Origin of the sequence: Chromobacterium phragmitis (genome assembly GCF_003325475.1) — a bacterium.
In the GTDB taxonomy this organism is placed as follows: Bacteria; Pseudomonadota; Gammaproteobacteria; order Burkholderiales; family Chromobacteriaceae; genus Chromobacterium; species Chromobacterium phragmitis.
This window is the reverse complement of sequence record NZ_CP029495.1, coordinates 4435455-4446989: the sequence shown is the minus strand read 5'-3', so window position 1 is coordinate 4446989 and position 11535 is coordinate 4435455. Positions and strand designations below refer to the sequence as shown.

General features: G+C 64.6%; 14 protein-coding genes. 8 read left to right on the top strand and 6 right to left on the bottom strand.

Annotated features, from left to right (window positions below; genetic code table 11):
* The first annotated feature begins 30 nt into the window (after positions 1 to 30).
* The 5 genes from DK842_RS20985 (at position 31) to DK842_RS20965 (ending at position 5436) form a co-directional block, all read left to right on the top strand.
* Positions 31 to 1500 carry a CHASE3 domain-containing protein gene (locus DK842_RS20985; RefSeq protein ID WP_114063218.1) on the top strand — a complete coding sequence of 490 codons (1470 nt, stop codon included), beginning with the start codon at positions 31 to 33 and terminating at the stop codon, positions 1498 to 1500.
* Positions 1501 to 2114: 614 nt separating this feature from the next.
* Entirely contained in the window at positions 2115 to 2330 is a 216-nt protein-coding gene (locus DK842_RS20980) for a sigma factor-like helix-turn-helix DNA-binding protein (protein WP_114063217.1), read from the top strand.
* Positions 2331 to 2451: 121 nt separating this feature from the next.
* Positions 2452 to 3813, top strand: a complete 1362-nt coding sequence (locus tag DK842_RS20975) for an aspartate aminotransferase family protein (protein ID WP_114063841.1) — start codon at positions 2452 to 2454, stop codon at positions 3811 to 3813.
* Between the two features lie 215 nt (positions 3814 to 4028).
* On the top strand, positions 4029 to 4889 hold the full coding sequence (locus tag DK842_RS20970) for a methionyl-tRNA formyltransferase (protein WP_114063216.1): 861 nt from the start codon (positions 4029 to 4031) through the stop codon (positions 4887 to 4889).
* A 247-nt stretch (positions 4890 to 5136) separates the two neighbouring features.
* The gene (locus tag DK842_RS20965) at positions 5137 to 5436 is read left to right on the top strand and encodes a hypothetical protein (protein ID WP_145964110.1); all 300 of its coding nucleotides are present in this window, start codon (positions 5137 to 5139) and stop codon (positions 5434 to 5436) included.
* A gap of 84 nt (positions 5437 to 5520) precedes the next feature.
* Here the strand turns inward: DK842_RS20965 and DK842_RS20960 are convergent, their stop codons facing one another.
* The 4 genes from DK842_RS20960 to trxB all read right to left on the bottom strand — a co-directional run bounded on the left by DK842_RS20960 (position 5521) and on the right by trxB (position 9115).
* Positions 5521 to 6924 (bottom strand): PhoH family protein, encoded by a 1404-nt coding sequence (locus tag DK842_RS20960; RefSeq protein ID WP_114063214.1) that lies wholly within the window; start codon positions 6922 to 6924, stop codon positions 5521 to 5523.
* Between the two features lie 58 nt (positions 6925 to 6982).
* A complete protein-coding gene (locus DK842_RS20955) occupies positions 6983 to 7438 on the bottom strand; it encodes a peroxiredoxin (RefSeq protein WP_114063213.1) in 456 nt (151 codons plus the stop codon).
* 71 nt (positions 7439 to 7509) lie between these two features.
* Positions 7510 to 8145 carry a Smr/MutS family protein gene (locus DK842_RS20950; RefSeq protein WP_114063212.1) on the bottom strand — a complete coding sequence of 212 codons (636 nt, stop codon included), beginning with the start codon at positions 8143 to 8145 and terminating at the stop codon, positions 7510 to 7512.
* 16 nt (positions 8146 to 8161) lie between these two features.
* Positions 8162 to 9115, bottom strand: coding sequence for a thioredoxin-disulfide reductase (gene trxB, locus DK842_RS20945; RefSeq protein WP_114063211.1), 954 nt, complete (start codon positions 9113 to 9115; stop codon positions 8162 to 8164).
* A gap of 128 nt (positions 9116 to 9243) precedes the next feature.
* Between trxB and DK842_RS20940 the strand changes: the two genes are divergently transcribed.
* Positions 9244 to 9432: a putative motility protein gene (locus tag DK842_RS20940; protein ID WP_114063210.1), complete on the top strand. Its 189-nt coding sequence runs from the start codon at positions 9244 to 9246 to the stop codon at positions 9430 to 9432.
* A 60-nt stretch (positions 9433 to 9492) separates the two neighbouring features.
* On the opposite strand, the gene DK842_RS20935 is transcribed toward DK842_RS20940, so the two are convergent.
* Both DK842_RS20935 and DK842_RS23185 read right to left on the bottom strand, forming a co-directional pair.
* On the bottom strand, positions 9493 to 9708 hold the full coding sequence (locus tag DK842_RS20935; RefSeq protein WP_114063209.1) for a hypothetical protein: 216 nt from the start codon (positions 9706 to 9708) through the stop codon (positions 9493 to 9495).
* A gap of 146 nt (positions 9709 to 9854) precedes the next feature.
* Positions 9855 to 10136 carry a hypothetical protein gene (locus DK842_RS23185; RefSeq protein WP_145964109.1) on the bottom strand — a complete coding sequence of 94 codons (282 nt, stop codon included), beginning with the start codon at positions 10134 to 10136 and terminating at the stop codon, positions 9855 to 9857.
* 167 nt (positions 10137 to 10303) lie between these two features.
* Between DK842_RS23185 and DK842_RS20925 the strand changes: the two genes are divergently transcribed.
* Both DK842_RS20925 and DK842_RS20920 read left to right on the top strand, forming a co-directional pair.
* Entirely contained in the window at positions 10304 to 10831 is a 528-nt protein-coding gene (locus DK842_RS20925; protein WP_114063207.1) for an ester cyclase, read from the top strand.
* Positions 10828 to 11526 (top strand): SDR family oxidoreductase, encoded by a 699-nt coding sequence (locus DK842_RS20920; RefSeq protein ID WP_114063206.1) that lies wholly within the window; start codon positions 10828 to 10830, stop codon positions 11524 to 11526. The genes DK842_RS20925 and DK842_RS20920 overlap by 4 nt, the downstream gene beginning before the upstream one ends.
* The last annotated feature ends 9 nt before the right edge of the window (positions 11527 to 11535 follow it).

The following is an 11535-nucleotide window of genomic DNA, read 5'->3' as shown; positions in this document are numbered from 1 at the left end:
ACCCAATCACCTGCATAAGGGAGCGTCATCATGAACCAAAACTGGACTTTTGGCCGGAAGCTGGCGTTCGGCTTCGCGGTATCGTCTGCCTTTCTGATCGCAATCGGCATCGCGGCGTATTGGAGCATCAGCGTGCTGATCGCCACCGCCGGCTCGGTCACCCACACGCAAAAGGTGCTGGAGCGCGTTTCCAGCCTGGTCAGCCTGATGAAGGACGCGGAAACCGGCCAGCGCGGTTATCTGCTGACCGGGGAGCCTGCCTATCTGGAGCCGTTCCGGGCGGCCGTGGCCGGCGTGCCGGTGGTGCTGTCCGAGCTGCGCGCCCTCAGCGCCGACAACGCCGGGCAGCAAGCCAGGATCAACCAAGCCGAGGCGCTGGTCGGCACCAAGTTCAATGAGCTCAAGCGCACCATCGACTTGCGCAAGGCCGGCCATGGCAATGAGGCGCTGAAGATCGTCCTGGGCGGAGAGGGCAAAAAGTACATGGACGCGCTGCGCGCCGTGTGCGACCAGATCCGCCGCGACGAGCGCGCGTTGCTGAGCAAGCGCGAGGCGGAGGCGGAGGCCTCTTCCGGCAACGCCAAGATCACCATCGTAACCGGCACCATCTTGTGCCTGTTGTTCGTGGTGGGGGCGGGCATCGCCATCACGCGTTCGCTGACGGAGCGGCTGGGGGCGGCGGTGGGGCATGTGCAGAGTTCGTCCGCTGAGCTGCAGGCCGCCGCCACCCAACAGGCGTCCGGCGCCCGGGAGCAAGCCAGCGCGATGAGCGAGATCAGCACCACCATCAGCGAGCTGGGCGTCACCTCGCGCCAGATCGCCGAGAGCGCGCAGAGAGTGGCTCAGATCGCCGAGCAAACCGCGACGGCCGCGCGCAACGGGGAGGGTACGGTGGCGCGAGGGCAGGAATCCATAAGCGGCATCCGCCGGCAGACCGATCTGGTGGTCAGCCACATGCTGGATCTCGGCCGCAAATCGCAGGAGATCGGCGCGGTGCTCGACATCGTGTCCGAGTTGGCGGAACAGACCAATATCCTGGCCATCAACGCTACCATCGAGGCCAGCGGCGCCGGAGAGGCGGGCCGCCGCTTCGCCGTGGTGGCGGAGGAAATTCGCAAGCTGGCCGACCGGGTGGCCGCGTCGACCAAGGGCATCCGCACTCAGATCGACGATGTGCGCGGCGCGGTCAATACCACGGTGATGGCCACCGAAAGCGGCGCAAAAGCCGTGGATCTGGGCGCGCGCCAGTTCGCCGATGTGGCCATGGCGTTCAAGCAGATCGCCGACCTGGTCCTCACCACCACCGAAGCAGTGCGCGAGATCGAGCTGTCGACCAAGCAGCAGGCCACGGCGGCCGATCAGGTGCGCTCCGCCGTATCCGAAGTGGCGCAGGCGACGCAGGAAACCGAGACCAGTTCGACCCAGACCCTGCAAACCGCTTCGCAGCTGGCCGGGCTGTCGATGGACCTGAGGCGCCTGGTGCATCCGCGGGCAGTTTGAGTGGCCGGGTTCTGGATATCCCTTGTTCGCAAGGCATTTGAACGCTCACTCGCTTTGAGCAGGCATTTGCGGATGAGCCTTTATCAGCGTTGTGCTTTGAAGGCGGTGTGACTGGATGTGAGGGGGCGGTGATGGCGGGCTGTGGTCGTCCCTCTCGACGGAATTGTTAGCCGACATGGCGCTACATCCAAGGGATTTTGACAGCGGATTCTAGTTGCGATGGCTCAAGCTCAAAGCCTGCTGGAAGACGCCCGCTCGATGGAAGGGTTAGGAGATCCTCACGGTCCCCGGCAGAAGAATGCCCTCACTTGTACTCGAGACTGACACTAAATTCGACCCGATTCAGATTGGAACGTGCATTTGCCACCATATATTTGCGTAGATAGGGGGCAAAGAAAAAGCACGTCTTGGCACGTAGTTCGGTGAGAAGCTACGACGCAGCCATGCTGCTCACTTCTTGTGGCAGCGTCAGATACTTCAATAAACACGTCGACGTAACTGCCAGCGCCTCCCCGATGCCTGCATTTTTTCTGCAAGCATCTATGCTGTAAAGGGAAGGACATGTTTGCTCCCTGGCGCAAGCCGGGAATCGAGACTGCATGGGGAGGCATAATATGAAGTTGGACGATTTCAATGTGGTGGCTGACCTGATCGGCATGAAGAAACGTTCGCGTGAAGCGGTGTGGCTGATGGAGGTGGAAGGCATGACAGGCTACTTCGCCGCTCAGCAGATGGACATCAGCGAGTCCACCGTATCCCGCGCCCACGCGCGCTTCCGGCGCGCGGTGAGCCAGCTCAATACTTTGTCGGGGCATCTGCCCCTGCGCTGAATAACCGTTCATTGCAGCACATTGGCCCGGAGGGTTTTCCCCCGGGCCTTTTGTCATGGTGGATCGCCGGCCGTCGGCTTTGGCATACTGGCCGCATCCCATCACAGGCGGAGCGGCGAGCATGGCGACTCGGCATGGCATCGATCTGGACAAGGCGCGCGCGCTGCATGCGCGCGAGACGGCGGACTTTTTGGCGTCGCGCCCGCGCTCGCTGTCGCTGGCGCAGCGGGCGGACGAGCACCTGTTGTTCGGGGTGCCGCTGCACTGGATGGATGATTGGCCGACGCCAGCCTCTTTGTATCTGGCGGAGGCCTGCGGCGCGCGGTTGACCGATGTCGACGGCCATGTCTACGCGGACTTTTGCCTGGGCGATACGGGCGCGATGTTCGGCCACTCGCCGGCGCCGGTGGCGGAGGCTATCGCCCGCGAGGCGGCGCGCGGCATGACGGCGATGCTGCCGGGCGAGGACGCGCTGTGGGTGGCGGGGGAGCTGGCCAAGCGCTTCGGCCTGCCGGTGTGGCAGTTCGCGCTGTCGGCCAGCGACGCCAACCGCTTCGCCATCCGCTGGGCGCGGGCGGTCACCGGCCGCGACCGCATCCTGGTGTTCAACGGCTGCTACCACGGCACGGTGGACGATGTCTTCGTCGACCTGGCGGACGGGGAGGCGAGGCCGCGCGCCAGCCTGCTGGGCCAGGTCTACGATCTGACCGAGCATACCCGGGTGGCGGAGTTCAACGACCTGGCGGGGCTGGAGGCGGCGCTGGCCGATGGCCGCGTCGCCTGCGTGCTGGCCGAGCCGGCGATGACCAATATCGGCATGGTGCTGCCCGATCCGGGCTACTGGGAGCAGGCGCAGGCCATCATCCGCCGCCACGGCAGCCTGTTGCTGCTGGACGAAACCCATACCATCAGCTGCGGCCCGGGCGGTTACGCCGCCGCGCACGGCTTGCGGCCGGACATGCTGGTGCTGGGCAAGCCATTGGCCGGCGGCTTGCCGGCCGCCGCCTACGGCTTCAGCGCCGATCTGGCTGCGCGGGCGCAGCAGGCCAAGCGCGCCGCGCCGCCCGGCCATTCCGGCATCGGCACCACGCTGAGCGCCAACCGGCTGGCCTGCGCGGCGATGCGCGCCAACCTGTCCCAGGTGATGACGGACGACAACTACCGCATCATGCTGGAGCGCGCCGGCCGGCTGGCGCAGGGCCTGCGCGAGCTGTTCGCCCGCTTCGCCTTGCCCTGGTGCGTGACGCAGCTGGGCGCGCGCTGCGAGTTCCAGTTCGCCGCCAGGCCGCCGCGCAACGGCAGCGAGGCCGGCGCGGGGCAGGACGTGGAGCTGGAGCGCTATATTCATCTTTACTTGCTGAACCGCGGCCTGCTGATCACGCCCTTCCACAATATGCTGCTGCTCAGCCCGCATACCGAGGATGCCGACGCGCAGCGCCTGCTGGAGGTATTCGGCGAGTGGCTGGAGCAGGCGAGGGCCTGAGCGCCGCTGAGAAAACCCCTGGTCCTGCGTTGCGCCTCCTTGCCGCGCGGCTTGCGCTGTCTGCGTCGGCGCGCCTGGGCTCAGCTGCTTTGCCCGAGTGTGTGAGAGGATGGCGCCTTCTGTTAATTTGCGTGTCATCGCCGCGGAGGCGGCAGGCGCGGATGGTATAAACAAGGCACCGGGCCGGGAGGGCCCGCTTGCCGCGAGTGGATGCCATGCGTTTCGCGATTACGCTTTCCGATCGTTTCAAACCGGTGCTGGACGTGTTCCTGCAGGCCGGCTGGCAGCCGCTGAAGGTGTTCTGCACCCCGGTTGACCACCGGATGCATCACAACAAGCTGTCGGTGGCCTTTGCCGAGCAGCGCAAGCTGCCGCTGCAGCTGTCGCCGCTGCGGACACATGATCTGGCCGAGCTGGCCGAACAGGGCTGCGAGGCGCTGCTGGTGGGCAGCTACAACTGGCGCATTCCCGATTGGACGCCCTACCTGAAGTACGCGGTCAATTTCCATCCTTCGCCATTGCCGCTGGGCCGCGGGCCGTATCCGCAGGTGCGCGCGCTGCTGGACGGGCATAGGGAGTGGGCCTGCACCTGCCACAAGGTGGGGCCGGATTTCGACGCCGGGGACATCCTGGATCAGGAGCGGTTTCCGCTGGGCGAGGCCGACAGCCTCCAGGTGCTGGACATCAAGCTGCAGCTGGCCCTGCACCGGCTGAGCCACAGGCTGGCGCATGATTTCGATCGGCTGTGGCGCGAGGCCAGGCCGCAGGGCGAGGGCGGCAGCTACTGGCCGTTGTGGACCGATCACGACCGGATGCTGGATTTCAGCCGCACCACGGCGGAGCTGCTGCGCCAGGTGCGGGCCTTCGGCGACTTCGAGTGCGCGGCGGTGGTCAACAAGATCACCTTCTTTGTCCACCGCGCCGAGGGCTGGACCGAGACGCACAATTTCGCGCCGGGCAGCCTGATCTATTCCCAGTCCGAGCAGTTGCTGGTGGCCACGGCGGACGGCATGCTGCTGATCAGCGAATGGAGCCTGTACGGGCCGGACGCGGTGACCGGGCGGGCGCGGCGTTGATGTGGGGTGGCTGTATGTTTTTTGCATTTTTGTGGCGCGAATGTTGCGGGATTGTCCTGGCGACCGGCAGGGAATTGACCGTGATGCCGCAGTGTTAAAAAATGTGAACAGTTGCAGGAAGTGACTGGCGGAGCGCGAGGCGTTTGCCGGAAATCGCCGCACGGGCATGCGCCTGGCGGCGATTGTTTTTGTGTACGCGTGGATGAGGCCGGGGGTGTGATGCCGCCGGGCAGGAATGATCAGGTTTTTGTTATTGTTTGGCGCGTTCTGCGCCGCGGTGCTGGCGGCAAGTTGGCATGAGCTGGAGAGCGAGCCGCCGCCCCCCCGCGCCTGCGTGGTATGCGTGAAGTCGTCTGCCGAGGCGCTGCCTGCGCGGGAGCCGCGGGACGGCGTGGAGCGGCTGGCGTTGGCGGCGGAGCTGATGTCGCGCAGCGAGAGCATGCGTGACGCGAAAAAATGGTTCGCGCTGGATTTGTTGGTCCTGGGCGCGGCGGTGCTATGCCTGCTTGGCTATCTTCGCAGGATGCGCGAGCAGGAAGAGTTATAGGCGGCCGGGGCCTGGCGTTGGCACGCGGGCGTGCGAGGCATGAAAGCGCGGCGGGGCGACAGGCTCCGCCGCGCTTTTTCGCGTTTACAGCACTTCGCCGGCGTAATCCGCCAGCCTGGAGCGCTCGCCGCGCTGCAGCGTGATGTGGGCGGAGTGGCCCCAGCCCTTGAAGCGGTCCACCACGTAGGTCAGGCCGGAGCTGCCCTCGGTCAGGTAAGGGGTGTCGATCTGGCTGACGTTGCCCAGGCACACCACCTTGGTGCCCGGGCCGGCGCGGGTGATCAGCGTCTTCATCTGTTTCGGCGTCAGGTTCTGCGCCTCGTCGATGATCAGGTACTTGTTGAGGAAGGTGCGGCCGCGCATGAAATTGAGGCTTTTCACCTTGATGCGGCTGCGGATCAGGTCGCGGGTGGCGGCGCGCCCCCAGTCTCCGCCGTCGTCGTCGCTCTTGTTCAGCACGTCCAGGTTGTCTTCCAGCGCGCCCATCCACGGCGCCATCTTTTCTTCTTCGGTGCCGGGCAGGAAGCCGATGTCCTCGCCCACCGGCACGGTGACGCGGGTCATGATGATTTCGCTGTAGATCTTCTGCTCCAGCGTCATCGCCAATCCTGCGGCCAGCGTCAGCAGCGTCTTGCCGGTGCCGGCCTGGCCCAGCAGGGTGATGAAGTCGACGTTGGGATCCATCAGCATGTTCAGCGCGAAATTCTGTTCGCGGTTGCGCGCGGTGATGCCCCAGACGTTGTTCTTGTTGTGGCTGTAGTCTTTCAGCGTTTCCAGGACCGCGGTCTTGCCTTCCACCTTGATCACCCGGGCCTGGAACGGCTTCTCGCCTTCTTGCCACAGCAACTGGTTGACGTACAGGTTGGCGCAGTCCGAGCCGGACAGCTGGTAGTAGCTGCGGCCGTGATCCTGCCAGGACTTGATGTCCTTGCTGTTGCGCTCCCAGAAATTCTGGTCGATTTCGCGCGTGCCGGTGTACAGCACGTCGGTGTCTTCCAGCACCTTGTCGTTGAAGTAGTCTTCCGCCTCCAGGCCCAGCGCGCGGGCCTTGATGCGCATATTGATGTCTTTGGACACCAGAATGACGGAGCGGCCCTGGTAATGGCCTTTCAGCGCCATCACGATGCCGAGGATCTGATTGTCCGCTTTGCCCATGGGCAGGGACGAGGGCAGCACGCCGTTGATGGCCTGGGTTTGCAGGATCAGCTTGCCGCTGGCGGCGTCGCGGCTGGCGTGTTTGAGCGGGATGCCTTCGGAGATGTTCAGCTCGTTGCCGCTGATGATGTCGTCAAGGAAGCGGCTGGCCTGGCGGGCGTTGCGCGCCACTTCGGACATGCCCTTCTTGTGGGTGTCCAGCTCTTCCAGCGTGATGATGGGGATGAACACATCGTGTTCTTCGAAGCGGTACAGACAGGTGGGGTCGTGCAACAGTACGTTGGTGTCCAGTACGAACACCTTGCACGCGGTGGTCTTTTTGCGGCCGGCCATGATGGAGTCCCCTTGTTCATGTTCTGGCCCGGCCGGGCGGCCGGGCGGATACGGCTTGCTACTTCAGCGTCTTGACGTACGCCAGCACCTCCTCTGCGTGACCGGGCACTTTCACGCCGCGCCATTCGCGCGACACCTTGCCGGCGGCATCGATGACGAAAGTGCTGCGCTCGATGCCCCTTACCTGTTTGCCGTACATGTTTTTCATCTTGATGACGCCGAACAGGTTGCAGGCGGTTTCCTCGGCGTCGGACAGCAGCTCGAACGGCAGCTCCAGCTTGGCCTTGAAGTTGTGGTGGGACTTCAGGCTGTCGCGGGAGATGCCGACGACTTCGGCGTCCAGCGCGGCGAATTCCGGATGCAGGTCGCGGAAGGCCATGCTTTCGTTGGTGCAGCCGGGCGTGTTGTCCTTGGGGTAGAAGTAGATCACCAGCGGCTTGCGGCTGGAAGAGAGTTGGAAGTCGGCGCCGGCGGTGCCGGGCAGGGTGAAGTCGGGGCAGGGTGTGCCTGTCATGCATAACTCCTGGTAGTGTGCAGGGGTCCGCCTTGGTTTGAGCTTAGCGGATTCGCCTGGCGGTTGTCACGTTATCCTTGATCGCCGATGTCTCCGGGCGGAGGGCGGCGCAGCAGCACCAGCAAGGAGCCCGCGCCGCTGCCGGCTTCCGCCTCGCAAAAAGCCAGGACGTCGGGGTGGTGCTGAAGCCAACTGCGCACCAGCTTTTTCAGCACCGGCTCTCCCTGCGGGGAGCCGAAGCCCTTGCCGTGTATCACCTTCACGCATTGGCCGCGGTGGCGGGCGCGGTGGATGAACAGCGCCAGCGCGTCTTGCGCCTGATGGCGGGTGTAGCCGTGCAGGTCCAGCTGGGCGCAGACCGGCCAATTGCCTTGGCGCAGCCGCTTCAGCGTGGCCGACGGCATGCCCGGGCGGGCGTACTGTTGCAGCTGGTGGGTGGGTTCGAACCAGCCTATCTGATGCTGCAGGATTTCCTGGCAGGCGGCGGCGTGCAGCGCCGGGCCCTGGCTGGGCTTGCGCGGACGGGGACTGGGCTTGGGGGTCTGAGGATGGTGACGGTCGTCAGGCTTCAGCGGCTTGACCTTGCCGACCGATTGGCGGAAATCGGCTTCCTCGGGCACTGCAGGCTGCGGCCAGGCCGCCCGCGGCGGGGTGGCCTGGCGCAGCGTCTGGCGAAGGCCCTTCAGAGAGTCCTTGAAGGTCTTCATGATGCAGGGCCGGCGTTTACTTCAGGCTGTCGAGGTAGCGCTCGGCGTCCAGGGCGGCCTGGCAGCCGGAGGCGGCGCTGGTCACGGCCTGGCGGTAGATGTGGTCCTGCACGTCGCCGGCGGCGAAGACGCCGTCGATGCTGGTCAGCGTGGCGTTGCCGTCGCGGCCGCCCTTGGTGATCAGGTAGCCGGTGGCGTCCATTTCCAGCTGACCCTTGAAGATGTCGGTGTTGGGCTTGTGGCCGATGGCGATGAATACGCCGGTCAGCGCCAGGTTTTCGCTGCCGCCGTCGTTCAGCTTGACGCGCACGCCGGTCACGCCGGTGTTGTCGCCGAGCACTTCGTCCAGCGTGGCGTTCAGCTTCAGGCTGATCTTGCCTTCGGCGACGCGGCTCATCAGCTTGTCTACCAGGATTTTCTCGGCGCGGAAGGTGTCGCGGCGGTGAATCAGGGTGACATGCTTGGCGATGTTGGCCAGGTACAGCGCTTCCTCGACCGCGGTGTTGCCGCCGCCGACCACCGCCACATCCTGGTTGCGGTAGAAGAAGCCATCGCAGGTGGCGCAGGCGGACACGCCTTTGCCGGAGAAGGCCTCTTCCGACGGCAGGCCCAAGTACTGGGCGGAGGCACCGGTGGCGATGATCAGCGCGTCGCAGGTGTATTCGCCGGCGTCGCCCACCAGGCGGATCGGCTTCTCGCTCAGGTGGGTGGTGTGGATGTGGTCGAACAGGATTTCAGTGCCGAAGCGCTCGGCGTGCTGCTGGAAGCGCTGCATCAGCTCCGGACCCTGCACGCCTTCCGCGTCGGCAGGCCAGTTGTCGACGTCGGTGGTGGTCATCAGCTGGCCGCCCTGAGCCATGCCGGTGATGACTACCGGATTCAGGTTCGCGCGCGCGGCGTAGACGGCTGCGGTGTAGCCGGCCGGGCCGGAGCCAAGAATCAGCAGAGGGCTGTGACGGGGTGCGCTCATGTGTGTTTTCCTGTCGTCAAGAAGTGGGAATTGGATCACATTCTAACAGTTTTGCTTTGCCGCTGACGGGCATGGCGCTAAACTGCGGATTAGTGATGCACTTTGCAGCTTTTGCAGGAGGTGGGGATATGAATGCGGTAAGTCAAGTCAACGCGCAAAATGTCAGCGGCGGCGCTCAGGTGTTCGCATTGAAGAAAGCCATGCAGGCGGATGCGCAGTCTACGCTGACGCTGCTGCAGGGGGCGGAGCAGTCCGCCCAGCAGATTCAGGCTTCCAATCCCGCCCATCTGGGGCGGAACATAGACGTGCGCGCCTGAGTTCGCGCATCGCGTCACCCTCTGGAAAGGCGACCCCGCGGTCGCCTTTTGCATTTGCGCTCAGGCTGAGCCGTAATGGCGCCAGATTCTGTCCTGGATCTCGGCGGATTCGAGCCAGGCGATGACGGATTGGCCGGCGCCGCTCTTCCCATCGCTATTGGCCAGCCTGCCTTTGGCCAGTTGCTGGGCGTTGTGTTCGAAATAGGCCAGCAGCGCTTCGGCGGCGGCAGGCGCGTTCAGTTTGCGCAGATAGGGTTGGACATCGATTCCCGCCATGGCTAGCCCGCAAATCCATGCATCGATCCGTCGTCCCTGTTTTTCCCGGTCACTTGGCAAGCGGTCGAAAGCTGCATGGAGCAGCGCTTCAATGGCCTGTATTTCTTCGCTTTCCCACGATTGCCAGTTGGCGAGTCCCAGACTTCTCAAGACGATTTCCCGATCCGGCCACCATTCGCCGTCACAAACGGCGATATCCAGAATGCGGGGCAGCAGGTTGCGGTAATCGTCCTGTCCGCCGCAGGCGAGAAAGACTTTTTCGCATAGCCCGATAGTTGCGCCGGCGTCCGCGTTTTCAGCGGCATGGCAAGCAAGGCCCGCGTTTCGTCAAGGCTCAGACAACAGGGGCAGGCCGGAATGGCGCGCGGTTTGCCGGCAGCGGAGAAAACCTGATAGACGTGTTCCAGGGCGGTGTCGAGTGAGGGCATGGCGTTTGCCTGGAGGGAATGGCCGGAAGTGTAGCGCGATGGGTCGCCATGGAAGCGATTTGGGTGTTATTTTCAAATTCAACAAGATAATTATCCAATTGATTGGCCAATTATCAATCAGCTAGACCGGCTCGATAATCGACTCCCACACACCAACAGGAGTCGACATGAACCGTCTTTCCCATCTGATCTCCGCCGGTCTGCTGGCTTTTGCCGCCGGCGCCGCGATGGCCGCCGATGCGCTGCCGCAACCGGCTCGGGTGTTTTCCGAGCGCAACGGCGGAAGCGCCGCGGCGGTGAAGTTGGCCGCCTTGCGTTACGCCGCGTTCTGGAATACCGGCGATCCGCGCTACGCCGAATTGGCGCTGGATCCGGACTTTCTCGATCGGACCCTGCCGGAAGGCCGTCGCCAGGGCACGGCCGGCCCGCTGCAGGCCTCGCAGACTTTCCGCGCCGCGGTGCCGGATCTGAAGGTGGAGGTCACCGATATGGTGCTGGCCGCCGACCGGGTGGCGCTACGCCTGCATTTCACCGGCCACTTCAGCGGCAAGTTCGGCGATATCCAGGGCAATGGCCAGTCGGTGGATTTCCAGGCTTTCGACCTGTACCGGGTGAAGAACGGGCGCATCGCCGAAAACTGGCATCTGGAAGACAACCTGACCTTGCTGAAGCAATTAGGAGCGTTGAAGCCATGAGCGGGTTTCTGCGACAAAAGACGGTGGCGGTGCTGGGCGGCACCTCCGGCATCGGCAGGGCGGTGGCGTTGGCGGCCGCCGAAGCGGGGGCGCAGGTTTACGTGCTGGGCCGCTCGTCGGCTCAGCCTGGTCCGTGGCAGAGCGTGCACGCCGATGTCACCGACCTGTACAGCTTGTGCAACGCCTTCGCCAGCATCGGCCAGGTCGACCACTTGGTGCTGACCGCAGGGGCGCGGGTGGGTTCGCCCAAACTGGCGGACGCGACCCGCGACGATCTTCGCCATGCTTTCGACGTGAAGCTGTTCGGCAACTTGCTGGCGGTTCAGCAAGCGCTGCCTTACTTGTCCGCCGACGCATCCATCACCTTCACCACCGGCCTGCTCTCGCGCAAGTATGGCGCGGGCGGCCTGCTCAAGAGCACGGTCAACGCCGCGCTGGAAGCGGCTGCCCGGAATCTGGCCAAGGAGCTGGCGCCGCGCCGCGTCAACGCGGTGAGCCCGGGCGTGGTGGATACCGAGCTGTGGGGCGAGGCGGACGCAGAAAGCCGCAAGGCGGCGATGGCGCGCATCGCTTCAGGCTTGCCGCTGGGCCGGGTGGGCCGGCCGCAGGATCTGGCCCAGGCGTATTTGTTTGCGATGGGCAACGTTTTTCTCACCGGCGCGGTGCTGGACGTGGATGGCGGCGGCCTGTTGTAGCCGGAGGAT